General features: G+C 55.3%; 23 protein-coding genes and 1 pseudogene. 17 read left to right on the forward strand and 7 right to left on the reverse strand.

Features of this window, described 5'->3' with window-relative positions; translation table 11 throughout:
- Positions 1–21: 21 nt before the first annotated feature.
- From GSQ80_RS10400 to GSQ80_RS10435, 8 genes are all read left to right on the forward strand, one after another.
- Positions 22–1,221: a YcaO-like family protein gene (locus GSQ80_RS10400; protein ID WP_158787582.1), complete on the forward strand. Its 1,200-nt coding sequence runs from the start codon at positions 22–24 to the stop codon at positions 1,219–1,221.
- The gene (locus tag GSQ80_RS10405; protein ID WP_158787583.1) at positions 1,218–2,573 is read left to right on the forward strand and encodes a TfuA-like protein; all 1,356 of its coding nucleotides are present in this window, start codon (positions 1,218–1,220) and stop codon (positions 2,571–2,573) included. The genes GSQ80_RS10400 and GSQ80_RS10405 overlap by 4 nt, the downstream gene beginning before the upstream one ends.
- Positions 2,560–4,329 (forward strand): nitroreductase family protein, encoded by a 1,770-nt coding sequence (locus GSQ80_RS10410; RefSeq protein ID WP_158787584.1) that lies wholly within the window; start codon positions 2,560–2,562, stop codon positions 4,327–4,329. The genes GSQ80_RS10405 and GSQ80_RS10410 overlap by 14 nt, the downstream gene beginning before the upstream one ends.
- A 2-nt stretch (positions 4,330–4,331) precedes the next feature.
- Positions 4,332–5,024, forward strand: coding sequence for a nitroreductase family protein (locus tag GSQ80_RS10415; protein WP_158787585.1), 693 nt, complete (start codon positions 4,332–4,334; stop codon positions 5,022–5,024).
- 92 nt (positions 5,025–5,116) lie between these two features.
- On the forward strand, positions 5,117–7,222 hold the full coding sequence (locus GSQ80_RS10420) for a lantibiotic dehydratase (protein ID WP_158787586.1): 2,106 nt from the start codon (positions 5,117–5,119) through the stop codon (positions 7,220–7,222).
- A 19-nt stretch (positions 7,223–7,241) separates the two neighbouring features.
- Positions 7,242–8,060, forward strand: a complete 819-nt coding sequence (locus GSQ80_RS10425) for a thiopeptide-type bacteriocin biosynthesis protein (RefSeq protein WP_158787587.1) — start codon at positions 7,242–7,244, stop codon at positions 8,058–8,060.
- Positions 8,057–9,679 (forward strand): hypothetical protein, encoded by a 1,623-nt coding sequence (locus GSQ80_RS10430; RefSeq protein WP_158787588.1) that lies wholly within the window; start codon positions 8,057–8,059, stop codon positions 9,677–9,679. Before GSQ80_RS10425 ends, GSQ80_RS10430 begins: the two co-directional genes overlap by 4 nt.
- 1,035 nt (positions 9,680–10,714) lie before the next feature.
- A complete protein-coding gene (locus GSQ80_RS10435; protein WP_216850264.1) occupies positions 10,715–11,602 on the forward strand; it encodes an MBL fold metallo-hydrolase in 888 nt (295 codons plus the stop codon).
- 155 nt (positions 11,603–11,757) lie between these two features.
- On the opposite strand, the pseudogene egtD reads toward GSQ80_RS10435, so the two are convergent.
- Positions 11,758–12,634 (reverse strand): annotated as a pseudogene (gene egtD, locus GSQ80_RS23905) (L-histidine N(alpha)-methyltransferase).
- A gap of 388 nt (positions 12,635–13,022) precedes the next feature.
- Here egtD and GSQ80_RS10445 point away from each other — a divergent pair.
- From GSQ80_RS10445 to GSQ80_RS10455, 3 genes are read left to right on the forward strand one after another with little or no spacing between them, the layout of a single operon-like run.
- A complete protein-coding gene (locus GSQ80_RS10445; RefSeq protein ID WP_256369889.1) occupies positions 13,023–13,280 on the forward strand; it encodes an alcohol dehydrogenase catalytic domain-containing protein in 258 nt (85 codons plus the stop codon).
- Positions 13,273–13,836 carry a zinc-binding dehydrogenase gene (locus tag GSQ80_RS10450; RefSeq protein ID WP_158787590.1) on the forward strand — a complete coding sequence of 188 codons (564 nt, stop codon included), beginning with the start codon at positions 13,273–13,275 and terminating at the stop codon, positions 13,834–13,836. Before GSQ80_RS10445 ends, GSQ80_RS10450 begins: the two co-directional genes overlap by 8 nt.
- 40 nt (positions 13,837–13,876) lie before the next feature.
- The gene (locus tag GSQ80_RS10455; protein WP_158787591.1) at positions 13,877–14,230 is read left to right on the forward strand and encodes a UBP-type zinc finger domain-containing protein; all 354 of its coding nucleotides are present in this window, start codon (positions 13,877–13,879) and stop codon (positions 14,228–14,230) included.
- 72 nt (positions 14,231–14,302) lie between these two features.
- On the opposite strand, the gene GSQ80_RS10460 is transcribed toward GSQ80_RS10455, so the two are convergent.
- A complete protein-coding gene (locus GSQ80_RS10460) occupies positions 14,303–15,169 on the reverse strand; it encodes an N-acyl homoserine lactonase family protein (protein ID WP_216850266.1) in 867 nt (288 codons plus the stop codon).
- A gap of 342 nt (positions 15,170–15,511) precedes the next feature.
- Here GSQ80_RS10460 and GSQ80_RS10465 point away from each other — a divergent pair, with 342 nt between their 5' ends.
- Positions 15,512–16,114: a cytochrome P460 family protein gene (locus GSQ80_RS10465; RefSeq protein WP_158787593.1), complete on the forward strand. Its 603-nt coding sequence runs from the start codon at positions 15,512–15,514 to the stop codon at positions 16,112–16,114.
- 35 nt (positions 16,115–16,149) lie between these two features.
- Here GSQ80_RS10465 and glgX read toward each other — a convergent pair whose 3' ends face one another.
- The 3 genes from glgX to GSQ80_RS23910 all read right to left on the reverse strand — a co-directional run bounded on the left by glgX (position 16,150) and on the right by GSQ80_RS23910 (position 18,933).
- Positions 16,150–18,219: a glycogen debranching protein GlgX gene (gene glgX, locus GSQ80_RS10470; protein WP_158787594.1), complete on the reverse strand. Its 2,070-nt coding sequence runs from the start codon at positions 18,217–18,219 to the stop codon at positions 16,150–16,152.
- A gap of 321 nt (positions 18,220–18,540) precedes the next feature.
- Positions 18,541–18,687, reverse strand: coding sequence for a hypothetical protein (locus GSQ80_RS23040; protein ID WP_216850268.1), 147 nt, complete (start codon positions 18,685–18,687; stop codon positions 18,541–18,543).
- A 27-nt stretch (positions 18,688–18,714) separates the two neighbouring features.
- The gene (locus tag GSQ80_RS23910) at positions 18,715–18,933 is read right to left on the reverse strand and encodes a redoxin domain-containing protein (RefSeq protein WP_216850356.1); all 219 of its coding nucleotides are present in this window, start codon (positions 18,931–18,933) and stop codon (positions 18,715–18,717) included.
- A 224-nt stretch (positions 18,934–19,157) separates the two neighbouring features.
- On the opposite strand from GSQ80_RS23910, the gene GSQ80_RS10480 reads away from it, so the two are divergent.
- The 5 genes from GSQ80_RS10480 to GSQ80_RS10500 all read left to right on the forward strand — a co-directional run bounded on the left by GSQ80_RS10480 (position 19,158) and on the right by GSQ80_RS10500 (position 23,039).
- Positions 19,158–20,036 (forward strand): enoyl-CoA hydratase/isomerase family protein, encoded by an 879-nt coding sequence (locus GSQ80_RS10480; protein WP_158787595.1) that lies wholly within the window; start codon positions 19,158–19,160, stop codon positions 20,034–20,036.
- 479 nt (positions 20,037–20,515) lie between these two features.
- Positions 20,516–21,238, forward strand: coding sequence for an SDR family NAD(P)-dependent oxidoreductase (locus GSQ80_RS10485; protein ID WP_158787596.1), 723 nt, complete (start codon positions 20,516–20,518; stop codon positions 21,236–21,238).
- Positions 21,232–21,729, forward strand: a complete 498-nt coding sequence (locus GSQ80_RS10490) for a RidA family protein (protein ID WP_158787597.1) — start codon at positions 21,232–21,234, stop codon at positions 21,727–21,729. The genes GSQ80_RS10485 and GSQ80_RS10490 overlap by 7 nt, the downstream gene beginning before the upstream one ends.
- Before the next feature lie 164 nt (positions 21,730–21,893).
- Positions 21,894–22,760 carry an alpha/beta fold hydrolase gene (locus GSQ80_RS10495; protein WP_158787598.1) on the forward strand — a complete coding sequence of 289 codons (867 nt, stop codon included), beginning with the start codon at positions 21,894–21,896 and terminating at the stop codon, positions 22,758–22,760.
- A 48-nt stretch (positions 22,761–22,808) separates the two neighbouring features.
- Positions 22,809–23,039 (forward strand): response regulator, encoded by a 231-nt coding sequence (locus GSQ80_RS10500; RefSeq protein ID WP_158787599.1) that lies wholly within the window; start codon positions 22,809–22,811, stop codon positions 23,037–23,039.
- 623 nt (positions 23,040–23,662) lie between these two features.
- On the opposite strand, the gene GSQ80_RS10505 is transcribed toward GSQ80_RS10500, so the two are convergent.
- The gene (locus GSQ80_RS10505; protein WP_158787600.1) at positions 23,663–24,292 is read right to left on the reverse strand and encodes a response regulator transcription factor; all 630 of its coding nucleotides are present in this window, start codon (positions 24,290–24,292) and stop codon (positions 23,663–23,665) included.
- An 87-nt stretch (positions 24,293–24,379) separates the two neighbouring features.
- On the reverse strand, positions 24,380–24,754 hold the full coding sequence (locus GSQ80_RS10510; protein ID WP_158787601.1) for a response regulator: 375 nt from the start codon (positions 24,752–24,754) through the stop codon (positions 24,380–24,382).
- Between the last annotated feature and the right edge of the window lie 125 nt (positions 24,755–24,879).

The raw sequence follows: 24,879 nt of genomic DNA on the forward strand, positions 1-24,879 counted from the left end.
CACGTGGTAAAAGGCTTTCGTATGGGCACCGATCGTCTGATCGATCCCGGAGAAACCCTTGCAAAGATGCGCCCATTAATGCCGCTTATGGGAATCACGCGCATCGCGATGATTACTGGGCTCGACCGCATTGGTATTCCCGTAGCGGTCGCGATTCGGCCTAACGCTCGATCTCTCGCGACTTCACAGGGCAAGGGATTGACGGCCGACCTGGCACGGACCTCCGCTTTAATGGAGGCGGCCGAACTTTTTCACGCTGAACGCTCCACGCTCCCCTTGAAGTTCAATTGCCGCCGAGAATTGCAGGATACGGGCCACGTCATGATTGACCTTGACACGCTTCCCAAGACTCCCGATGCTCGGCTCGATGATGAGCTCGAGATTTGTTGGGTGGAATCGATCAATCTGATTGACAATACGCCGCTCTGGATCCCTTACGATCTTGTTCACACAAACTACACTCTCCCCGCCGTGCGATCATGTCACGCATTCAATGCGACATCCAACGGGCTTGCATCCGGCAATCATCTTGCCGAATCGTTGGTATCGGCATTGTGCGAAGTTGTAGAACGCGACGCGACTACCCTTTGGCAACAACAAACGAAGAATTCAAGAGATGGTTCATTAGTCGATTTGTCGACGGTTCAGGATACGCACTGTAGCGACATCCTTGGCCGCTTTGATAAGGCCAACGTTGCCGTGGCCGTCTGGGAGGTCACCTCCGATGTCGGGGTACCAGTATTTTCTTGCACTATAGTCGACCGCGAGGACTCGGTTTTTCGCCCCACTCCAGCTGCGTCGGGCATGGGCTGCCATCTGGACAGGCGAATAGCATTGAGCCGTGCGCTGACAGAAGCCGCACAAAGCCGACTCACCGTTATGGCGGGTTCCAGAGACGACGTAAGCTGGAAGGACTATTCTCGGTTCCATGACCGCGCCGTAATAGCGCTTATTCGATCCCGCATTCTGGAGGCGTGTCCGAAACGAAGCTTTGACGAAGCTCCTACTGTCTCGCACGACACTTTCTCGGCCGACATTGCGTACATAGTCGAACGTTTTCGGTGTCTAAACATCACACAGGTCGCCGCGGTAAATCTTACTCGCCCGGATCTCAACGTCCCGGTTGTTCGTGTCGTTGCCGGGGGCCTCGAGGCGCCCGCCGCGTCACCCGATTACGTCCGAGGATCTAGAGCACTTTCGCTACTGGGAGAGACGGCGTGAGTGTCATCGTCTTTGCCGGCCCTTCGATCAGCGGCGAAGAGGTCGCCAAATTACTGCCGGGCTCGATCCTGCGCCCCCCTGCGGCGCAGGGCGATCTCTATCTAGCCGCTCAGGAAAGGCCGCTAGCTATTGCACTGATTGACGGATACTTCGATCGAGTACCCGCCGTATGGCACAAAGAGATTTTGTGGGCCCTCGCTGAGGGCATCCCAATTTTTGGAGCCTCGAGCATGGGAGCTCTCAGGGCTGCCGAACTCGCAGCGTTGGGTATGGTCGGAATGGGCGAAGTCTTCGAAGCCTTTCGTACAGGCGTTTTGGAAGATGATGATGAGGTTGCGATAGCTCATGGGCCTTCTGAATTCGACTACCGTCACTTGTCTGAAGCGATGGTCGATATCCGATCCACTTTAGCTGCAGCTGAACTTCAGGGAGTTATCTCTTCTCGATTGGCGGAGCGAATCCTCGAGAACGCCAAGGAGCTGTACTATCCTGAGCGGACGATTGCTGCCGCCCTGGATCGCCTTTCCTGTGCTGCCGACTTCGCGAATCAGATATTCAAATTGCGAATCTGGCTAAAAACTAATTTTGTTTCGGTAAAACATCAAGATGCAGTGTTGTTGTTGAAAAGCCTGGCTGAACTCCAGAGAACTGGGTTCACCCTTCCGAAAATGACTTTCAAGTTCGAATACACAGAGCTATGGCAACACGCCGTGCAGGCTGCGAAATCGATCTCAGAAACTCGCACACCGCTTGAGCTTTCCGCTGAGACGGTGCTGGATGAGCTGCGTCTGCAGCCGGCATTATTAGTTGAGGCGCGTGAAAAGGCACTCCTCCGATGCCTCGCAGAAGATTACTTGGCGAGACAAGACTCGCGATTCACAGCCACTGACATCAATATTCAGGCTGAGACATTTCGTAAATCACGTGGTTTGGAAGATGCAAAAGATTTGCAGAATTGGCTCGATAGGCATCGCCTCGATCGACGAAGTTTTTTGCACTTGATGACTCAAGAGCTCTGCATGAGCCGAACCGAGGCTTCCCTAAAATCACAGCTCGACGCATACATTCTCGACTATCTCCACGTGACAGGCAATTACGAGGCCCTTTCCAGGCGAGCCGAAGATAAAGCGCAAATCGAAGCGGCCCTGGGTCGGATTTCGATCGACGACCTGGATCTCGATGAGTCTGAGCTGGTGGCGTGGTTTGTATGGCGAACGTTCGAAAAACCATTAAGTATCACCGCACAGGATTATGCCGATGAAGCTGGCTTTGCTCTAGTCGAGAGTCTGCTCACTGCGCTTGCCCGAGAATACGTCTATCAGACGGAGAGACCCGACGATGCACGAAGTTGAGGTATATAACGCGACAGGCCTGACATCCGCGGCAGAACAACTGCCGGAGCTAACGCTGCCAGTCAAGCCTCGCTTCGTTGAAGACCTTCTTTGCCTTCCTCATAACGGCGGATACTACGTACTTGGCGCCGAGCCACAATTCCTAGGCGGAGCCACTATCGGATGGGTGTTTGAGAAGCTTGTGCCCCAACTGCGCGGTCTCAAGACCGTCGACGAAATCGCGAATGAGCTGCCTGACATTGCCCCTCGTGCACTCACGGATGTCCTGACACTTCTACTCATGCACGGCATGATCGAAGAGGGAGCAGCTCCCTTTGCCAAGACACCGCTAAGTCCCGATGAGACTAAACGCCAAGCGACTTACTACAGTCGCTATCTTCGTATTACCGGACGATACACGGATCGCGACGCACCTCTCAACCATCTCGCGGAGACGAACGTCTGCATAGCGCTGCTCGACACTAACTTGACGGGATTTTCCCGTGCGCTGGAGCGCAATCTAGAGGATCATGGGATAGGCCACGTCTTTACAACGGGCAACACTGAGGCCTTGGATACTTTAAGTTCGAAGGTTGATTTACTCATAGCGTTGGGAGTGATCAGCGACCAGCGCTCCATGAACAGGCCGTTCGCAGGAAAGAGCTTACCAACTCTTTTTGTTGATCCTCTGTCTTGCGTGCTTGGACCTTACACAATACGGAGGGTCTCTGCGTGCCCTGACTGCGTGCGACTCCAGATCGGGGAACAGCTCTCGGATCTCTCGCGCGTCTCACGCGATCCCAATGATCCATTCCAGCTTGTCCTTGTTCAACGCACCGTGCAGCGCGCACTTTGCGCGTTGACTGGAATATACGGAGTAGACGATACGACTTATGTTGAAAAATGGGATCAGAAGGCGCGGTCCTCCAAGCGCTTCAGCGCCCTGCTGCCGCTGCCAAACTGCCCATCATGTGGAGTCGAAATCCTTCCGCGAACTCAGCGTTTGCCCAGTGGTCACCAGGAGAACGTGAGCATGCTCTTCCATCGCGGCACCTCAATCAAGCCCTGGGATCTGGGCAGTGCCGCACTGGTACAAAGGCACCTCCAACCCAGCATCTTGCGACTGACTATCTCTGACAACTCGCCGCGCTTCCAGGCAGAGCGGGAGATCCCCGCCAATCTAATCTTGCTCGCCCAGGAGTCGAAGAACCTGTCAAGACCTTCGATTAACGAGAGCGATGTTCCGGTCATGGATCCGCTGACTCTCTCAAGCCTCGGTCCGCTGCTTAAATACAGTGCGGGAGGCACGATGGTGAGTCTCGGTGGCAGTTCGGTTTATTTAAGCCGATACACTGCGTCCGGGGGAAATCTTGGCTCCGCAAAAGTATATCTAATCGTGCAGAACATGAAAGACCTGAGGACGGGGGTCTATCGATACGATCTCCTCGAACATGGACTGTGGCGTCTCCCCGGATGCTATGAGCGTGGGGCGGCCGATGCCCGCTGGGCTGATGCGCCACTTGGGGAACGGGCCAATGCTATATTGGCCGTCTCCTGCGATTTTTCGCTGACGTTTGAAAAATATGGCGGGCGTGGCTATGTTTACAGTCTCCTTGACGCTGGTGTTATGGCACAGCGTTTATGCAAGCTCGCGGAGATAATGGGTCTTCAATCCACGCTCGCCTGGGATTTCAACGATAACGCAGTCCTTGCGAGCCTGGGAAAACTAGCACCCGATTGTGGGGTTGGCTGTTTGCTTGCCCTGGCGGAGGCTTAGCCATGGCTCGCATCAGCCCGCAGCACTTAGTCGCCCAGATGATCACGAGCGCCTCCGCTCGAGCCAACCCTCCTTGTGAACTGTCCTTTTCGGTTCCCCTTCCAGGGCTCCTGGAAAACTCTATTTCCTTGCCAGCCACAATTTCCGAGCCTCGACGCTCCTTGTTGGAAGTGATCCATGCTCGGCGAAGCGGCGGCTTGCGCCCGGGGCCGATCCCCGTGAACGCCCTGAGCGCCTTGTTGAGCACGAATTTCGATGTTTTGCTTCAGAAGGCTTTTGGCCCACACTCGCCCTCTCCCGCGATCATTCCAATTCTCTGGAATGTAACAGGGATTCCGGGCGGCGTCTTTCGTTACCGTTCTGAGGACCATCGGCTGCTACCAATTCCGACAAACGACTCAACTTCCAGGTTGCACGCGCTTTTCACTCAAAGAGAACATCAGTCCGCATCCGCCGCATTGGTGTTTCTTGCACCCATGAGCGCATGGCTTGCTCGAGGGGAACGGGGATATCGCGCTTCTGCACTCCAGATCGGGATGATCACCGATGCTATCTATCTCGCCGCAGAGTTGGAGGGCCTGACTTATTCCGCTTCGGGAGGCTTTCCACCCGCTTCAATGGATGCAGCACTGGGATTGGATGGAGTAACATACACAGCATTTTTCTCCTTTGTGATCGGCGGTCTACGCCGGTGAGCGATTGGCGATTCTTACGCTGGGGGGCAGTGCGGGTCGCAGGCCTCGACGCTGGGTTGCCGAGCCGACTCCGACTCGTGCAAACCTGCCAAGTGTGGGATGCGATCGCTTGCATTCGCAGTCAGGAAGCAGAACTTTCTTTCAGGTTGTTCCCGTTCCTGCACCTGGAAATAGGGCAACCGGACATCAGCGCCCACACCAGACGGTGGCTGCTCAACGTGAAACGAAGCTTGTTCAACGGACGAGCAATATCCGATTCCTCTGTTCCACTTGATATCGGTTCGGAGCTGAGGATACTTTTAGCTGAGCATCAAGTCTTGGAAAGCAGCAAGCAAGCGATGACTCGAGATTTGGAGATAACGTTCAGGCGAGAAATGCGGCAAATTCATGGAGAGATGAAAGAGTGTCTTGCCGAACCAAACCTCCTCAACGGTCTCCTGCTATCGAGTTCTGCTCTGGCAGATTTCGCACTCGCATCCGTCAGGAGCGATAAAGCTAATCCCCGGCTGAAAGCAAGAAGAGTGAAGTCGCTATCTGCGATCGCAAGATTCGCGACGCGAGCGGCCGTCCGGCCCACGCCTTTCAGCACGTTTGCTGCTGCAGGCATTCTCGACTGGCAAAAGAAGTCGGCGAGTCGCCCGAGCTTGCAGCCAGATGCAATCTCCACCAGACTCGCAGTCTCCGTTTCGGCGCTGCGCACCTTACTCACTGAAGGGGACAGTTGTGATTCCGGCTCGCGCTTGATCGGAGATCAACATAATCTTGAGGAACTCGGCAGCAGATCGCCGAAGGCTGCTTTCCTGGCAACCACCCTGGCGCGGTACGTCTCAGCACCCCCTCCTGATAGGCAGTCGATCTTGCAGGAGATCAGACGAGTGTTCCATGTGGATGACTCTAAGACTGCGCCACTCTATGAGGATGTTGATATAGATCTGCTCGACGGGCCTGCTCCGCCGTGTTCAGCGCGGGAAGCGCTGGCTGTATTCGATCCAGTGCTGCGTCTCGCGCGTTCTTCAGGAACAGAGATGCCTCACATTCAAATGTGCCAGGCCTTTATGCTCCGCTACGGCTTAAATGGCGTTTGCGAAGACGTAGGCGAGTTTATCTCCGGTCTCATGCAACAACACGGCTTTGTTGACAAGCTTAGGGTGGTAGCGAGTCCTCCAGCTTGGTTGAACTCACCACTCCGGGGGGCAGCGGATAGCACTGAACAATTTTGCGTGGAATGCCCGAAGGGTTGGTTTCTCGATTTGCCCGTCAGCGATGCTCCCTGCGACATTGCCCTATTCTTTAGCCTCGGCAAGAACGAAATGGTTTTAACTGGGTTACAGAGTGGAAGGAGCAAATATTTATCTCGATTTCTGTCTCCCAACAATCCGCGACATGTCGGCGTGCTGCAGGATATCCGCGAGTTCTTTTCAAGAGAAAGTCCTTTACCAGTTGCGATTCCTGCCGACCTCGACACGAACTTTCAGATACATCCGCCACTCTGTGCCTACGTGTTTGATTTTGGTCAGCCTGGTATTTCAGGAGTAGACAAGCTCCCGCTCGGAGATTTCACATTGCGATTCGATCAGGAGACACGTTGTTTGAATCTGCATTCGCGAACTCTGGGCTGCACGGTCGAACCAATCCACCTTGGTTTTTTGCGCGATATCAACCTGCCCGACTCCCTGTTTCTCCTGCGCGCTCTATCCCCTCGACTACGAGACGAGACATTGAGCGAGCGAGTAGCGATTCACCAAAGTTTGGATATGAACTGCATGTATGCCGGCAGTACGCCACCGCTGTTTCGTCCTCGGCTCGTCGTGGGGCACCTGGTCCTTGAGCGCGCTCGATGGATCATCCGAGCAGACGAGATTCCGGTCTCAGAGCCTGGCGAAAAGGACATTGTTTATATCGACAGGCTCTTTAGTTGGTTGGCCGCGAAAGGTCTGCCGCGGCAGTGCACCATTCAACCCCTTGAATTGAACATGCACGCGACACCTCAATTTCTTGATTGGGCAAGTCCGTACGTCACTTCCGTTTTGCGCCATTTGAGTCGGGGGACGTCTCACAGCCCTGAAACCTTTCTGCTGATCCGCGAGCATCTCCCCCTTTGCGAGGAAACCCCAATGATAAGAAACGGGAAGCCCCATGTTGCAGAATGGGTTCTGCAGGCATCCTTTCGAAAGCCCGTGAGGGAGGGTAGCCGATGAATTATGGGACGTCCATGCCATGGTGAACTGGAGCTACGTCAAGATACTTCACGACCCTGGGCCGTCCGGCGAAGTTACGGACATCATTCTCTGCAAAGCAGTTCTTCCATTTTTACGGGAATTGTATGCCGAAGGCCTGTATACCCTGCACTTCTTCCTCCGCTATTCGGACGAAACCGGACCGCATCTGCGACTACGACTGAATGCGAAAGGCCTCGAAAACCGAATCCAACATAGCCTTGGCCTCCGCCTCGAAGACTTGGCTCCCGACTGCCGCATAGTCCCCGGGTGCTATGAGCCGGAACTTGCAAAATACGGAGGTCCAGAGGGCATGCCCCTTGCCGAATGTCAGTTTCATGCGTCCAGTGAATTTGCATTTGCATGTCTGGCTTGTACGGAGCGTAGCTACGATGCCAGGTTGCTTATTGGAGCGCGTGAAATGTCTTGGCTAATAGAGGCAGCGATGCCGAAAGCCGAGGATCGAGCAACCGCACTGGCGTACTATGTGGATCATTGGAGGCGCTTCCTCAACGATCCACGAGTGGATTCCCGCCCAACGCTGAAATGCGATAGCGACATGCGGGCGTTTTGGATCGAGATGGTCGCAAATGACGGTCTCGTGACATCACTTGGATTGCGGCCCTCTCTTATCGAGTGGCGCAATGCAACCTCTACAGTCTTGGGACGGTTGATTGAGCTCCAGCAGACCGATAGACTGAGCGTCGCAGCATCTCATATTGCGTTGAACTTCGTCCATACGTTCAATAATCGCCTGGGGTTGTCAATTGCACACGAGATCCTGATGGCAGAATTACTCTTGGAAATGGGTGCGCTATGAACGCGCATCCGGCCATACCCGGACCGTGCGTCTGGCTCCTTTCTTCGCCATCAGCCTGGGACACATGGAAACGTCTAGCCGAGAGAATTGAAGCCGAAAAGCTATTCGCTATGCCGCTTAGTGATCATCCATTCTCACCCTGGATCTCACTCACCGAAGGCCGCGCTCAAGGTTCCCGGCTAGCTGATCGGTTGGCGAACGGGCAGCGCGGCGTGCTCACGCTGGACGATCCGCTCCTCCCGGACCCGCGCGGAGCCTCCGAGGCTGTATTTCAATGGCTGTCCGAACAGGCATTAGAGAAAAATGTAATTCTTCATATCCTGAGGCCGGAACACTGGCACTTGGATAGCATTGATACTTTTCTCTATTTGGCCCGGCGGCTCGAGACGGAACACATCGCGATACTGGCAGACGCGACTGCTCTGATGAGAGCACCTTTGTGGCGGCGAGTGTTAGAGACTTTGAAAAATGAGATTGGATTCTCTGTGGAGAGCCCGCAATCTCACGCACCCGACGGCCCTGACCCCATTGATCAGGTCCAGACCGATGGTTCTATAAAACAATTTGCCTCATGCGGCGCCCACCATGCTGCCCGTGCGCTTCTGGAACGAGAAGATCTGTTGCGAGAGACCTGGAAGATCGCAAGGTTCCGAGCACTCTTGTCGCTTTCGGCAGGGGATGATGCCGCCGTAGAACTCGCAACAACGCGAATGAGTTCACTTGCACCGAATTCCAGGGTGAGAGCTCTGTCTTTGCGCATTCGCATGCTCTCGATGCACAGACTCGGGAATGTGGAGGGAATGGTGGCAGCCGTGGAAGCGGCGCGACACTGCCACGCCGATCCGAGCATTCCACGAGGGTGGGTTTGTTTGGATGAGGCGCTCGCTCATTCTTTGATTTCTGCTCCGCAGAGCCACATCCGCTGGCTTGATTTGCTTTTAAGTCTCCCGGATGCAGATGTTTCCTTGTCTTGTCGTGCTACGGCATTCATTTGGCGGGCTGCAGCCGCGTACAGCCGGGGTGAAGGTACCTTTGCGGCGGACGCTCTTTCAGCAGCGCTGCCAATTCTTGATCAACTTGGCGAGGTCACTCGCGCCACGCACGTACGCCTTCGGCTCGGGCTATTGTTGTCGGCGCTCGACCGATCAGCAGACGGAGCTCGGATGCTCCGCACTGCGGCAGCGAGTGCAATAGCTTTGGGTGACATGAATTCCGCAGCGGTAGCAGCCACAGAGGCAGCTTGTGCGGCCGCTACAAATGGCGAGCCAGCGCTGATGGCTCAGGTTGCGGCTTTCTGCGGATGGAAGGCCGAGCATGTGGGAGCAGAGATCCGCGCGGCCAAATTGCACTATCAGATAACAGCGTACGCTGCACTTGCGTCCGGGCGTCTTGATGATGTTCTCGATAATGCTTCCTATCTGGAGAAAGATGCATATGATCAGCCACGTCTATGCTTCGAAGCTGCCATCTTACGTTTGCTTGTTGCATCCAGGCAGCGCTTCCCGACAAAACCGTATGTCCACGCCGTCACTTCGCGTTCCAAAATGTTGGGAGGCGAGGAGCAACCGCTTGCCCTAATTCGCCTTGCCCATATTCAGGATTATCTAAAGATTCATTAGCTAATCGCTGGAGTTGACGCGTTATGCGTCGTTGTACTGCCGATCTTGGTGGTCTCAACTGATAGCTCGACAATACCTGTCGAAACGGGGCTGGGGATGGAATCCCAGAGTGGCGTCCCTGCAAAGTCAGGTTTTCGGCAACTTCGGAGTTTCCGGCTATCTCGACCGGGCCAAGTTGTCCGCAACGCCATTTTTCATGAACTCTTACGTCAATTGCACGATGGGAGCTTCTGTGGAAACTTCACGAAGGTGCTTTCGGTGCAGGTTCGTGTAACACCGTCTCTACTTTTTCTGAACGGATTGCTAATGTGGAGAAAGCTAATCGCTGCGGCGACCGTGCAGTCGGCTACGAGATAGATGGATACCCCAGTCCTTGAAATCTGTACTTCCGACGCGACGGGACGGTAACGAGTTTTCCGTGGACCTTCTGTGGCCCCATTTTGCTGTTGCTAATGCGTAAAGGATGCGTTCCGATGGCTTCCTGCGCATGTTTTTTCTTGCAGTTGCGGTTTACTCGGCTACTTTCACGGCGGTAACACGGGTTCGAATCCCGTCGGGGACGTCAAACATTCTAAAGAGCTTAACGTAAACCTGTGAATTCGCCGGGGATTATTGGGGGACCAGTTGGTCCCTGTACTACGCCTCTTCATTACTTGAGTCCGAAATTCTTCTATCATCTTCAGCTGAGCGTTCGTCGTGTCCTGCATTTTTGCTTGTGCGTATAAATCCATCGTGATCCGCACCGAGCCGTGACGTAAAAGCTCCTGCACCACTTTAACTTTTTCGTTATTGGCGGTTAGCAGGCTGGTTAAGGTGCGCCTGAGAGTATGCCAGAAGGTGACCCAACGCCCAAGGTGATCAACAAAACAGTCGGAGCGATGTTTCAGAGCCGTATCGCATCAACGAGAATGCCAAAAGCCCGCAGTCGCCGATACTTTGGTATGGGTCGATACGTTCGTCCAATGGAATTGCGGTCAGGTTTCTACCAAGCTTGTCTTGGACAGTCGTTGGCGTTGACATCGAAAGGAGTTCCAAATGGCCGGCAAACGTGAATTGAAGGAGAGCGCGGGTGTGACCACGCCTATTGCGCCGAGCCCGCTTGGCGTAAACGTGTTTACCGCGCCAGGAAAGCCTATGTTCGGCGAGCGGCCGAAGCCATTCGGCGAAGCGCTCGGCTTTGACCCGATTACGTCGACTTTGATCTTCGGCGAGTACGACGCGGTGCTGGTGGACGCAATGACGACCGTGGCTGAGGCCGAGGCTCTCGCGGATTGGGTTGCGCTGCACAATCGCAACCTGGAAACCATCTATATAACCCACGCCCATTTCGACCACTTCTACGGTCTGAGCATTCTGCTCGACCGTTTTCCGAGCGCTCGAGCGATAGCAACGCCCAAGACGCTGAAGGCCATGGAGATGTCTTTCACCGCCCCGGTGGAGCGGTTAGCCCGCCGATTGTTTCCTGGGCAACTGGCCACGAAATTCGTTGCGCCTCAGCCCTATGAGCACGAGACGTTCACTCTCGAGGGCCAGGAACTGCGCATCATCGAGCAGGGCCACACCGACAGCGCCGATACGACGTCCCTATACGTTCCATCGATCGGCCTCGTCGTCGCCGGCGACGTGGTGTACAACCAATGCCGCATGTTCGTGGGCGATACCACCCCGGAGAGCCGAAAGCATTGGATCGCGGCGTTGGACCGGTTAGCGGCGCTGAATCCGACAATGGTCGTTGCCGGTCACAAGAAGCCTGGCGCGCCTGACTCTCCCTCGGCGATCCAGGAGACCAAGCGTTATCTGCAGGATTTCGATCGAGTGAAGAAGGCCGCGACGTCCGATCAGGACCTGTTCGATCAGATGACGGAGCTGTACCCGCATTGGGTCGCGAACCAGTCGTGGTTGATGTTCGGATTCCCGCAGTGATACCCCACATTAACCTGCGATAACCCATTCGCCTCCGGGCGAATGGGTGGCTCTCATTTCGGCGGATAGGTTGGACCGTTACCCGCCGTAAGCCCTTCGGTTATGCACTCTCATGCGTTAGGTCCGTGGGGCGCAACTGATTCACTCCGATCTGTTCATTTGCCAATGCGACTGAGGGTCAGTGCGTACCATTGTTGCGGGTCTTTCCATGTCATCTCAGGCTGGAAGCCCGATTCGAATAGAAGTGCGCCGAGGGTTTCGTCCGTAAACTTGTAGCTGCTCTCCGTATGAATTGTTTCGCCACGACTAAAGGTAAGCTCAAGTTCGGCGGCTGGAATTTGAACGACCTGACGGCGTACGCTTTCGAGATGCATTTCGATGCGGGACTCGCTCGCGTTCCAGCGGGCACAATGGCGAAAGCCGGTAAGATCGAAGTCCGCACCGAGTTCGTTGTTGAGGCGACGCAGGATGTTCAGGTTGAATGCTGCCGTTACGCCCTGGCTGTCCTCATAGGCTGCGACCAATATCGACTCGTCTTTGACGAGATCCGTTCCAAGAAGAAACGCATCCTGGTCGCCTAGTTGAACCCACATTGCGGAGAATCGTTCGCGATTCTCCTGGGGTGAAGTTCTCAATGCTGGTGCCAAGATAAAGTGCGAGCGTAGAGCCGTCGAATTCCCGGAGCTGCGGTGGAGAGTCGACGTAATTTACGGCCAGTGGCTCGAGGAGTACTTCTGGAAATGCATTCTGTATATTCTCGCATGCGAGGTCCAGGGCCTCCGTCGATACGTCCAGAGGCATATAGGCGACGTCGATCTACATACGCGCAGCAGCGGCCAGCAGTAGACAGGTTTTTGAAGCCGAGCCTGCGCCGAGCTCGACGACACGTAACGGTTGGGAGCCGTGCGCAACGGAAGCAACAATTGTATTGGCCTGGCCTTCTAACAGCGCGCGTTCGGTGCGAGTGGGATAGTACTCGGGTAGGCTGGTGATTTCCTCGAAAAGACGGGATCCCAAGTCATCATAGAGCATTCATGGTTTGAGCGAGCGCGGCCTGGAACGGAAACCATCCAGAACTCCGCGGATGAGTTCAGTACGGGCGTCGACGAGGGGCTGACGTTCAAGGTCAAAGAGGGGTGAAAGGGTCGTCATGCGGTAGCCTTCACTTTGCCGAACGTATGCCGCTGAACTTCCACCGCGTGGCGGGCCGAAAGAAATTGCGATACGCACGGCCTCGCGGAACGGCACCTCAGTGGGCGAACATCCGCGCAGGGCTGAACCCTCTGATCTTCTGCCGATAACGTTGCTTCAGTGTGGGTAGTATCCATCTTCGCCTCCCGTGCTTCTCCAGTAAGCCGGGAGGAAGTAAGAGAAAACAATCGGACGATGGTATCGACAATACTTTGGTATTGAACGGCTGGTGCGGGTCGCAGTCGCGGGGGTGAATCCGATTGACTGCAAACGACGCGCTGGATTGACGCAAGATTTTTTATCCATGCAATTCCCGAGCCTTATTGGAATCGATTTCGCTGGGACAGTCATTAGGATTGGGCCGGGCGTAGAGGACTTCGCCGTCGGCGACAATGTGTTCGCGATGGCGGACAATGCCTATGCGGAGCTTTGCGTTGTAAAAGGCGGCCGTCCTGTCGAAGGTCCCGAAGGGGCTCGATTTGATTGAGGGGCCAGCGCTACCGCTGGTCACGGTGACGGGCAACCAGCTTCTGTTGGCCACGGAGATTAGCGCGGGTCAAACGGTCCTCGTGCTTGGCGCCGCGGGAAGCGTTGGGCGTTCGGCGGTGTTCACTGCTAAGCAACGCGGGGCGAAAGTGATTGCGGGGATTTTAGCCAAGCAGACGGATGAGGCTAAGAGTATCGGGGCGGATCAGCTCGTCGCAACCGATGACGAGGCGGCGATTGCGAATCTGTCGCCGCTCGATGCGGTTGCGGATACGGTCGGCGGAAAAACGACTGCAAAGCTGATGGCGATGGTCAAGCCGGGAGGGGTGTTTGCTGCGGTAAACGGGGTACCGCAGAATGGCGCCGACTACCCAGCGGTCAAGGTCGTGAAAGTGTTCTCGAAATTCGACGGGAAGACGCTCGAGTCGATGGCCGACGCCGTACGAGTTGGCAAGCTTGTAATTCCAATCCGTGAGAAGCTGCCACTGAGCGAAGCGGCGGAGGCTCAAGCAGCAGTTGAAAAGGGTGGCACCGGGAAGATATTGTTGGTGCCGTGAATTGATAGCTTGAGATAAAACGACCCAAGAGAAATTCAAGATGAAGAAAGCTCAGAGTGGAGTGAATTTAGCTTCGAAACCGAGCGGCGACGGATGTGCGGACTGTCTCGCAGCCCCGGGAGGCTGGTGGCTCCATCTGCGTCGGTGCGCCGAGTGCGGGCACATCGGATGCTGTGACAGTTCACCGAGTCAGCACGCATCAAAGCACTCTGCGGCCGCAGGGCATCCGATCATTGCAAGCTTCGAGCCGGGCGAGAACTGGTTTTACGATTACGAGAAGCAGGAGATGATCCCGGGTGTGGAGTTGTTTCCGCCGCGAGCGCATCCGAAGAACCAACCTACACCTGGACCCGCCGGAAAGGTGCCGGCTGACTGGGAGTCTCTGTTGAACTAACCGACACGCGTACGCAATACGCGTATCACGACGCAGCGGTTGGACACCTCCCAGGAATTTGCGAGGTGGCTGTCACTCATAATATGCGGGTAGCCTTTTCTGCGCATCGCTTTGGATTTGGTCGTGGTTGATCCAGAGCTGGGCATGCTCTTTCGCCATAATGGCGGCGATCTTGTCCATGGACAGGAGCGAAGCCTGCTTGTTCCAGTTATTGGACGGGACGTAGCGATGGTCGAAGCTTGTTTGGAAATGCGCGACATCGCCGCTGAGGATCACAGGCCCGGTTTTGGGAAGCCGAACAAGCAAAGATTGATGGCCGGGAGTATGTCCTGGCGTTGAGAGGAGCACCAGGCTCCCATCGCCAAAGATATCGTAGTCGCCATCGATGAGCTTGACCGGATGCTTCTTGCTGAATGCGACCGTGTCCTGCCGGCTACCGGCCCATTCATATTCGACCCTTTGAACCAGCATCAACGTGTTGGGAAACATTTCGACGTTGCCAGCATGGTCCGGATGACTGTGGGACACTGCCATCAGCTTGATATCCGAGGGCTTCACATGTAGCTCTTCGAGCTGAGCGGCGAGCGTTATGGGTTTGCGCCAGATCGGGCCAGTGCCAGGACCCCATTCATGCAACACCAGTTCGTGATGAGGCAATTTTGCTACGTCATCGGAAATTCCGGTGTCCCACAGGAACCATCCTTGGGTGTGGTGGATTAGGTAGCAGTGTCCTGGGAAGCCGATCGGGACTTCAACGTTGACTCCCGGTGTCCAACGCGATTCGTCGGTAGCACTGCCATCGCCGCAGTCGATCACATAGAGACGGTCGACGCCGGACTTGGGGTGCGGGTTGGACGATGCAGGAATTTGTGCGCGAGTGGTGGTGGCGGCGAATGCCAGGATAGCAACCGCGGCGGTGAAGGTGGCCTTTGCTTTCACGGAATCTCCATTCGGAACGACTCGCAACTTGCTGCTGTGCTCACTGCTTGCGACAGCAGTGGGGCCGGATGGAAAGGCCGGTGCACGCATCCCGCCACTCAAGCTGTCACCATTCAGCCAGAAGAAGCCGGCTTGCGCAATTGGACGAAGGTATCTCCCACACCTTCGTATCGAGGCCGTTTGTTCAGACCTGAGGTATGTGGTGCTGAACTAAACAGTTGATACGAACGTACTGCCGATACCTTCGTCCAATTGCTCGTTCTCGTTCCGTCTGGCCTAATCGAAGTTACTTGAGACGCAAGCCGATCCGGCTTGGAAGGCTTCTAGTTGAGGAGAACGTACATGTCCAAACTTGTAACGAAATCCGCAGGACAGTGGAACGGGACGACGGCTAGCCGTAGTTCCCTGAAGCAGGCAAAACATTTTCCCGCCGTTACGACCGTTCTGGGGGTGCTGGCGCTCTTTGTCGCGACCGTCGTTTACGCGCAGAGCAAGTACTCGTTGATATCCCCTGGCGGGATCGCGTTCTCCGACTTCAAGGGATACGAGGACTGGGCTGTCGCCTCTTCTGCCCGGACCGATGAGGTACTCAAGGTAATCGTCGCCAATCCGAAGATGATCGGCGCATATAAAGCCGGCGTACCCAACAACGGCCAACAATTTCCAGATGGATCCATGATCGTAAAGTTGCAATGGAAGCAGAAGAAGAGCACAGAGGCTCCTTTCGTCGTAGAGGTGCCCGACGTCTTCAAGCAGGTGTTCGTCATGGAAAAGGACAGCAAGAGGTTTCCAAAGACGGGGGGCTGGGGATACGCGGTGTTCGACTATGATGCCGCATCAGATAAGTTTACTCCCGATCCTACGAGCCTCGCGGATTGCGGAAATGCGTGCCACACGGCGGTGAAGGCAAAGGACTACATCTTCCACCCCTACGACAAGCGTTGACCACGCGGGCGGCGCTGCCATGGCTGGAGCCGTATTCATTGAGGATCTGTTACGTGAGAGCCGCAGTGGCCCGTCGTCAATAACACGATCGACCGAGGTTGAACGTCATATGCGCTTTGACTCACTGTTTGGGCTCCCTGCTCTAGGAAATCTGAGGGCGCGTCCTGGTACGTATCGATAAGGCGGCGCCAAGGTCCGCAACCATCCGGAACCACAGGCAAAGCGAAGGATAGGGGTTCCCAATAAGCGTTGATCATCAAATGAAATGCACCTCCGTTGTCGACAGACGCAGTACAGGCGAGACTGTGAGAATCAACGGAAAGATCAGGCGCGGCCAGGTGGACCCCGTCCCATTGCACTTTGGCGCGTTCGATAAAATCGGCGAGCGAGAGAAAATCTCCGCTTCGATTTGCGGCAAATCGTACCCGCAATTGAATCAGAAGTCGAACGAACCGGTGAAGGCCCGCGTTCTTCTGGAATAGGCTCCAGTCAAACCAACTTACTTCATTATTTTGGCAATATGCATTGTTATTGCCAAGCTGCGTCCTCCTGACTTCGTCCCCCATCAGCAGCATCGGAGTACCGACTGAGAGCAGGTTGAGCGTGAAAGCGTTGCGTATCTGGCACACTCGCAGGCGTTCGACCTCTGCGTCGTCGGTCGATCCTTCCACTCCGCAGTTCCACGAGTAGTTTTCTGCAGATCCATCACGATTGTTCTCCCCATTTGCTTCATTATGTTTCTGATTGAAGGAGAAAAGGTCATTGAGCGTAAAGCCATCGTGACAGGTTACAAAATTGATACTTTGCTCTGGGGGCTGGTTTCGCTTGGAATAAATATCGGGACTTCCGAGAAGCCTCTGTCTGAAATCGAGGACGGTATTTCGATCGGACTTGAGAAAACGCCGAACATCATCACGGAATCGTCCATTCCACTCCTTCCAACGGTCTCCGCCGAACGTCCCAACCAGGTACAGTCCGCCCGGATCCCACGCTTCTGCAATCAACTTCCGGCCCGCAAGCACGGGGTCGGAATCGATTTCCCAGAGGATCGGAGCGTCATCATCCGGTCTGCCGTGTTCGTCCCGAGTCAGAACTGCAGCGAGATCGAATCGAAAGCCGTCCACATGCATCTCGGAAACCCAGTATCGGAGACTGTCGCCGATCATCCGGCGGACGACCGAAAAGTTAGAGTTGAGCGTATTGCCTGTGCCGGTGTAATCCGCGTAATGTGCGAAATCATCCGACAGAAGGTAGTAGAACCGATTGTCGAATCCCTTGAAGGAGAATGTAGGTCCGTTATCACCACCCTCGGCGGTGTGGTTGTAGACGACATCGAGGATCACCTCAATGCCGGCTTTGTGCAGGGCCTTTACCATGTCACGGAATTCGTCCAGGCATCCCAACGGGTCGCGTCGCGAGGAGTAACCACCGTGGGGCGCAAAAAAGGACATCGGGCTATAGCCCCAGTAGTTCTCCAGCCCTGGTGGCGCATCCTGAGCGTCGAACTGGAAGACAGGCATCAACTCGACCGCAGTAACTCCCAGATCCTTCAGGTACGGAATCTTCTCGACCAGGCCGGCGTAGGTGCCCCGCTTCTCCTCGGCGACGCCTGAATTGGTGTTCCGCGTGAATCCGCTGACGTGTACTTCATAGAGAACGGTACGGGAAAACGGGTGATCGAGGGGGCAATCGTCCCCCCAGTCGTAGGTACTTAGGTCTGCCACGACGCTCTTGGCTGCGGCTGCAGCATTGTCCCCCGGCCTTGCAGCAGCATCGCGTTGATAGTGCCTCGAAGAAATCGCCCGGCCATAAGGATCCAGCAGAATTTTCTCAGGATCGAAACGGTGACCCAATTCTGGAGCGTAAGGCCCGCTCATTCTGTAGCCGTACAACTGGCCTGGCTTGATTCCAGGGAGATGCACGTGCCAGTAATGCGAGGTGCGGTTCGTCCCGGGGGCGAGATTAATAATGTGGCTCGGCTGAATAGCATCTTCGGCGTCGAAGAGTAGCAGCTCGGCACCCGTTGCATAGTTGGAGAAAACGCTGAAGTTCACACCTGTCGCCGTGATGCTCGCGCCGATTGGATGTGGGCTTCCGTTCTTCATCCTCTATTCCTCGATTTCTCTACAAAGAGAGAGCGGGACGTCCTCAGAGGAGCCGCTTGTCACTTTGTTGACCTGTCCCCATTCTTCCACGTAGAGATGGAATTCCAAAGTGAAACTATTGTCGCTAATGACCAGACTTTGTAGCCGATCCAGAATGCGCACATAATCAAAAGAAGAGTTCCCGCAGTGGTGTGATTGGGTAAGAACGATAATGTCACGACTTGGCCTCGCATGCCGCGAGGGTTGGTAGTGCGCCTTTATTCCAACCGTGGAACGGCAGCCGGTCTCCGGAATCCCAGGCTGCGCGGAGGCCAAGGGCGCTCAGATCCCAATCGGCCGAATCTCGGTGGTGACAATGCGCAAGTCGTGCCAGAGATCAACGGTGGAGGGGCGCCCCCAGAACCAATAGCCGTTGTAGATGCTGTAAATCCTCAAGCCCGGTTTGAGTACCAATGTGTGGGGAATCATTGGATTGTGTTCGGGATCGGTGTACTCCTAAATGTCGAGGTCCTTCTGGATTGTCCGTTCGGGATCGGACAAGAAGGTCCACTGCGCGCCGATCGAAACGCGAAACTCCTGGAGCGTGTGGTGGTCGTCGGTGGAGATTGTCACGACCTGGGTGTAGCTGACTGCAATCTTCGGATAGAACGAGGCGAGATCCAGGTGCTGCTGGTGCTCCTTCGGGCAATAGTGGCCGCGCGATAGCGTGAGGATTAGCGGATCGCCTCAATTAGACGATGGTGTTGGCCATACCTTCGTCTCGGGTGTTCTTGTTACGAGTTGACTACACGGCCGAAGGTGATACGAAGGTATCTACAACACCATCGTCTGATTGCGAAGCGCGCCGAGTTCTGGCTGAATGGAGGCATCACTCGGCCGCTCTCAGCGGCGGGCTTCGACTAGTCCTCCAATCACAGACGAACAACGAGGAGAATCCGATGACCACTTCGATAGCACCTGTAAATGCTGCGCAGATTCGAATTGCACGGCGCTCGCCTGCCTACTGGCGCGTTACAATCGACAACCCACCGATCAACGTCATGGGTCCGGAGATGGTTCGTGAGTTCCAGGAAATCCTCGCGACCATTGAGGGAGACGATCAGGTTAGGGTTGTGGTCTTCGACAGTGCGGTTGATGGGTACTTCCTGAATCACTCGGATTTTAAAGCGAAGCTGGAAGACCTGACTTCCATGCCAGCGGGCCCTACGGGCTTGCCGCAGTGGCCAGACTTTTTGGTGCGTCTGACCCGCTCTCCAGTGGTTTTCATCGCCCTAATCCGTGGGCGAGCGACAGGCAATGGCAGCGAGATTACACTCGCTTGCGACATGAGCTTCGCTAGCTCCGAAAAGACCATCATCTCTCAATGGGAAGTTGGCATCGGAATGGTCGCGGGCGGGGGCCCGATGGCCAGGCTGCCTCGATTGATCGGTCGGAACCGTGCCCTCGAGGTGCTGCTGAGTTCCGAAGATCTTAACGCTCGTCAAGCCGAGCAGTACGGCTACATCAATCGCGCACTGCCAGACAGCGACCTCGACGCATATGTGGAGGCGCTCGCGATCCGTATCTCCCGGTTCGACCAATGGGCAATCGCGAACACCAAGCGTCTGGTTAACGCCAGCCTGCCGCTAGACGTCGAAATCAGCGCCGGATGGAGTGCGTGCATTGATTCGCTTGGACGATCCGCAGCGCAGGAAGGCATCAAGGCCCTGACGGCCCGCGGCTTCCAGAGCCCGGGCGAGGTAGAGAATCGGCTTGGATACTACCTGGGTCAGATCGCAACTCCAGGCAAGGGCGACGCCAACAAATCCGCGCGGTGACCGAAGGAGGTTGTCGGGATAACTGAAAAACGGGTGCGTCGTGAACCTGAGCCCAGACCGGACGGACACTACCGAGCGATCTAGGGCCCGCATGGCCGCTGAAGCGCGCGCCTCAATTATTCGAGAGCAGTCTGCCGAGAGTTTTTGCTGTGGGCGACCTGCGAGCGGGAAGCATGAAGCGCGTGGCGTCCGCAGTTGCTGAAGAAGCAATTTCAGTTAGCTTCGTTCATTTCGCTCTGGCAGAACCATAAAGAGAACCAAAGGACCAAGAGATGTCGACCCAAAGCATCGAGTGGGCGATGATGATTCGACGCTCCGCCTCTCACGCGTCTCGCGACATACGCTTACCGGCCACAACGAATTGACACATACGAACGTATCGTTCAATACCTTGGTCCAATTGTTGGTCCCCAAGGATTCTGTTGCGATGGCTTTATGCCGCTGCCTTCGATTCAATCGGGCACTAGAAGGAGTACAAGATGGCCAGCAAAGAAACAGTGATAGTCACAGGAGCCTCGCAGGGAATTGGAGCAGCGATCGTGCGATTGTTCCTGGAACATGATTATCAGGTGGTCGCAACTTCGCGTAACGTGACGAAGGCTCGGTTTGGGTCGTCGGCAGACCTTGCCCTTGTCGACGGAGATATTGGTAAGGAAGAGACTGCGGAGAAGGTGGCTAAGACTGCGTTGTCCAAGTTCGGGTCAATTGATCACGTCGTCAACAACGCCGGCATTTTCTCGGTAAAACCGTTCACAGACTATACGGTTGAGGAATTTCGCAGCTTCGTCTCTACAAACCTGGAAGGCTTCATTTTCATCACACAACTTGCGGTGAAGCAGATTCTCGCGCAGGGTAAAGCCGGTAGCGTTACCACCATCACGACATCGCTGGTTGACAATCCGATTGCCGGCCTCGCAGCGTCGATTCCGATGATCACGAAGGGCGGCCTCGAGGCCGTTACCCGTAGCCTGGCGAGTGAGTATGCCAAGAGCAATATTCGGTTCAACGCGGTTGCGCCTGGCGTTGTCGACACCCCTCTTCATGAGAAAACACCGAAGGACTTCATGAAGACTCTTTCGCCCATGGGCATCATCTCCGATGCGGAGGATATTGCCAAGGCTGTCCTCTATCTCACCGAAGCTCGTCATGTCACAGGGGAGGTGCTGCACGTGGACGGCGGTGCGCACACAGGCCGATGGTAGGCGGCCAAAGGGCGCAGAGCGGCGCGGAGGATCGGCTGCAGGATCTCGGCATCCAACTGCCGGCGCCGCCTACGCCGTTCGGTACCTATGTCGAGGCATTGCAGACCGGGAACCTGCTTTTCCTAAGCGGGATGCTTCCAGTCGTCGACCATAAGGCGAAGTACTTAGGCCGGTTGGGAAGGGAACTCGACCTCGAGGCAGGGCGTGATGCCGCTTACACCGCGGCGCTTGGCGCTCTTGCCGCCGCTAAAGAGCTTTTGGGCTCGCTCGATCGAGTGACGCGAGTTGTCCGGCTCGCGGTGTTCATCGCGACCGATGGAGACTTTGTCGATCACCCCCGAGTCGCGGATGCCGCATCGGATTTATTTCGTGACATCTTCGGCATCGCGAGAGCCTCGGTCCGAACGGTGATCGGCGTTGCCGGCCTTCCGTTGGGAATGCCGGTCGAACTCGAGATTATCTTTGAGGTGTCAACAGCAGAGATCGTATGAGATGGACCTCTGTCTGCCGATGCATTCATCTCACAACTGAGTGCTGTTCCTGGAGGTAAATGATGCGTCTTCTAAAACCGTCTGGTCGGCCGGGATGTTTGCAGATAACATGTGTGGCCTTGGCTGTGATCCTAACGCCGCAAGTACAGGGAAAGGAGTCTTCGATGGAATCCCCGATTGTTTACCGTACCGTACAGGTGGATGGCCTCTCCATTTTTTACAGGGAGGCAGGGCCGAAAGATGCACCCACCATCCTCCTTCTTCACGGCCTGCCATCGTCATCACGAATGTTCCAACCGCTATTGACGAGGCTCTCAGACAATTTTCATCTGGTGGCCCCCGATTATCCGGGCTTCGGACACAGTGATTGGCCTGATCCGAAACACTTTGACTACACGTTCGATCACATCGCTTCAGTTATGACGGACTTCGCGCAAGTGTTGGGATTGTCGCATTACACGCTCTACATGCAGGACTATGGCGGCCCAGTTGGATTTCGTATGGCATTCGCCCATTCAGACCGCGTCCGGGCGCTCATTGTCCAGGACGCAGTCGCACACAATGAAGGCCTTGGCGCGAATTGGGCCGCTCGGCGAGCTTTCTGGGCGGACCGACCCGCTAACGAAGCTGCGTTACGCACCAACTTGCTGTCGCTGGCAACCACCAAGACACGCCATCTCGGTGATGACCCAAATACTGAGCTGTACGACCCAGATCTTTGGACTGACGAGTATGCGTTCCTGAGTGCTCCGGGACAGGCGCAGATTCAAAGCGATCTCTTTTATGACTACAGGACAAACGTTGAGGCGTATCCAAAGTGGCAGCTGTGGATGCAGAAGACACACCCAGAGCTTCTGGTGCTGTGGGGGAAGCACGATCTGTCATTTGATCTCGGCGAGCCTGAGCGCTATCGGAAAGATGTGCCGAAGGCCGAGGTCCATGTCCTGGACGCGGGACATTTTGCGCTTGACACCAAAGCCGATGAAATTGCCGTCCTTGTGAGGCAATTTATGAGCGCGCTTCACCCTTAGGTATCGAGGCGGACCAATAAATTAGAGTCAACGCCGAAGGAGGGAACTGTGATCAATGAAATGAAGGATGTTTTAGTGGCTGACGATAACCCGTTGCTGGTTGGCGTTCTCGCAGAGATTTTCAGGGAGTGCGCCTACTCGGTTCGAACAGCACCAGACGGATTTGTAGCGCTGGCGATGATAAGAGATCGGATACCAGACATTCTCATCTCGGATCTCAACATGCCCCGGATGTCCGTTTTGAGCTCCTATCTGTCGTACGTCGCCGGTTCCCGATGATTGCTGTAGTTGCGATGAGCGGAGCATATCATGGGACCACCGTTCCCCATGGGGTTCCAGCCGATGCGTTTTACACCAAGGGTGAGTGCAGTGTCGCGCAACTCTTCGACATGCTTTACGAAATCAAGGATGATGCAACGCGGCATTCCATGCGTGGTACCGCCCCTATTTGGATACCCGCTATGCCGATCGGTCAAAACGATCTCTCCGTGATGGCCGTCGCGTGCCCAGAGTGCTTGAGAACGTTTTACCATTGCCTCCACGATGCAGAGTTCTTGCGCGCGGAGCGTGACTGCCCTCACTGTCTCCATCCTGTGCAATTGGCGATTGTCAAAACATTGACAGACACAGATAGAACCGGCTTACCAATTCCACTGGCAAAGATCAGCAACAGCGTTCCCGCGTATTGTGCTGAGTAGTCTCAACCTAGGAATAAGAGTGAAAATTCATGATCAATCTTGTTCTCACCTTCCTAACATGCGCCGCGATTAAGTGGACCTTCCTGAAGGTTTGCGCAGTTTTATACAAAGCGGATACTCCAGCGCCAATGGCGTAGCAGCGCAATCCGCCGAGCGGTGTTCGCCGACGCCGAGGCAGCGGTAGGAGCTCCCGAACCTCCGCCGTCAGGCTCTTGGCGTAGGGGCGATACGGAGCCTGACCGCGATTTTGACCAGATTCGGGAGAGAGTCGGCCTGCATCTTCTGCATGACGCGACCACGGTGCGCCTTCACCGTGATCTCACTAATTCCCAGCTTCCCGCCGACCTCCTTATTCGAGAGTCCAGAGACCACCAGGGCTAGGACTTCCCGTTCACGGGGAGTTAGAACCGCGTAACAGTCTTTAAGCGCTCCTATCTCCGATTCGCGGCGAAGGATATTTCGACTGCGCTCGATCGCATGGCGAATGGCGCTCAACAGAGCTTCGTCATTGAAGGGCTTTGTCAGAAATTCAATGGCTCCAGCCTTCATTGCCTTGACAGTCATAGGCACGTCACCGTATCCGGTGATGAAGATGATCGGCATATCCAGGCGGTCAGAGGTGATCCGCTTCTGCAGATCGAGACCATTGAGATCAGGCAGAGAGACATCGAGCACAGCGCAGCTGGGGACGGGGACACGGGGACGGGCCAGAAATTCCTGCGCGGATGAAAACAACTCTGGCTCCCAACCGGCCTGGCGAATCAACAACTCAAGCGATTCGCGCACCGATATGTCATCGTCAACAACGAACACGATTGGTGTGGCAGGGGACATCGCGTATACCTCGATCGGGGCCGGAGATTACTTGCTCACCTAACAAATATATTGACCTATCGCTTCAAGCTGCAAGCACCTTGCGAACTAATCTCCACGAACTGCCGTGTTGAGTGCCTTTAGAAGATCTGCTTCACTGAAGGGCTTCAATAAACATTCGATGGCGCCTAGTTTGAGCAGGCGTGGACGAAGTGTCTCATCTCTCTGGGCCGTGATAAAGATGATTGGAATCCCCGGTTGACGAATTGCCAATTCACGCTGGAGGTCAGGCCCGGTCATTCCTGGCATCGCGACATCAAGGATCAAGCAGCTGGTCTGAGCAAGTTCACTGGATGTGAGGAGCTCTTCTCCTGAGGAGAAAGCCTTGGCTGTAAAACCGAATTCTCTTAGCAAGTCAGGTAGGGACTCGCGTATGGATTCGTCGTCATCAACCACCGATATGAGTAAGCGTTTGTTTTTCACGAATGCCTCTTGGATTTCTGGGGGTCCATCGAGGGAGATGCGTGAATTGCCCCAAGACTGCTGCCGCCTGTTTTGCCTTCAGGCGCTTGTGGAATTGAAAACGAATACGTGCTACCGGGACCATC

It is taken from the genome of Granulicella sp. L46, assembly GCF_009765785.1.
In the GTDB taxonomy this organism is placed as follows: domain Bacteria; phylum Acidobacteriota; class Terriglobia; order Terriglobales; family Acidobacteriaceae; genus Granulicella.

Coding starts and splice junctions, on each gene's coding strand:
- GSQ80_RS10425 (WP_158787587.1), top strand. CDS start 7,242: ATGGTGAACTGGAGCTACGTCAAGATACTTCACGACCCTGGGCCGTCC.
- glgX (WP_158787594.1), bottom strand. CDS start 18,219: ATGAAGAACGGAAGCCCACATCCAATCGGCGCGAGCATCACGGCGACA.
- GSQ80_RS10485 (WP_158787596.1), top strand. CDS start 20,516: ATGGCCAGCAAAGAAACAGTGATAGTCACAGGAGCCTCGCAGGGAATT.
- GSQ80_RS10400 (WP_158787582.1), top strand. CDS start 22: ATGGGCACCGATCGTCTGATCGATCCCGGAGAAACCCTTGCAAAGATG.
- GSQ80_RS23040 (WP_216850268.1), bottom strand. CDS start 18,687: ATGATTCCCCACACATTGGTACTCAAACCGGGCTTGAGGATTTACAGC.
- GSQ80_RS10465 (WP_158787593.1), top strand. CDS start 15,512: ATGTCCAAACTTGTAACGAAATCCGCAGGACAGTGGAACGGGACGACG.
- GSQ80_RS10430 (WP_158787588.1), top strand. CDS start 8,057: ATGAACGCGCATCCGGCCATACCCGGACCGTGCGTCTGGCTCCTTTCT.
- GSQ80_RS10455 (WP_158787591.1), top strand. CDS start 13,877: ATGAAGAAAGCTCAGAGTGGAGTGAATTTAGCTTCGAAACCGAGCGGC.
- GSQ80_RS10415 (WP_158787585.1), top strand. CDS start 4,332: ATGGCTCGCATCAGCCCGCAGCACTTAGTCGCCCAGATGATCACGAGC.
- GSQ80_RS10410 (WP_158787584.1), top strand. CDS start 2,560: ATGCACGAAGTTGAGGTATATAACGCGACAGGCCTGACATCCGCGGCA.
- GSQ80_RS10505 (WP_158787600.1), bottom strand. CDS start 24,292: ATGTCCCCTGCCACACCAATCGTGTTCGTTGTTGACGATGACATATCG.
- GSQ80_RS10490 (WP_158787597.1), top strand. CDS start 21,232: ATGGTAGGCGGCCAAAGGGCGCAGAGCGGCGCGGAGGATCGGCTGCAG.
- GSQ80_RS10480 (WP_158787595.1), top strand. CDS start 19,158: ATGACCACTTCGATAGCACCTGTAAATGCTGCGCAGATTCGAATTGCA.
- GSQ80_RS10495 (WP_158787598.1), top strand. CDS start 21,894: ATGGAATCCCCGATTGTTTACCGTACCGTACAGGTGGATGGCCTCTCC.
- GSQ80_RS10435 (WP_216850264.1), top strand. CDS start 10,715: ATGGCCGGCAAACGTGAATTGAAGGAGAGCGCGGGTGTGACCACGCCT.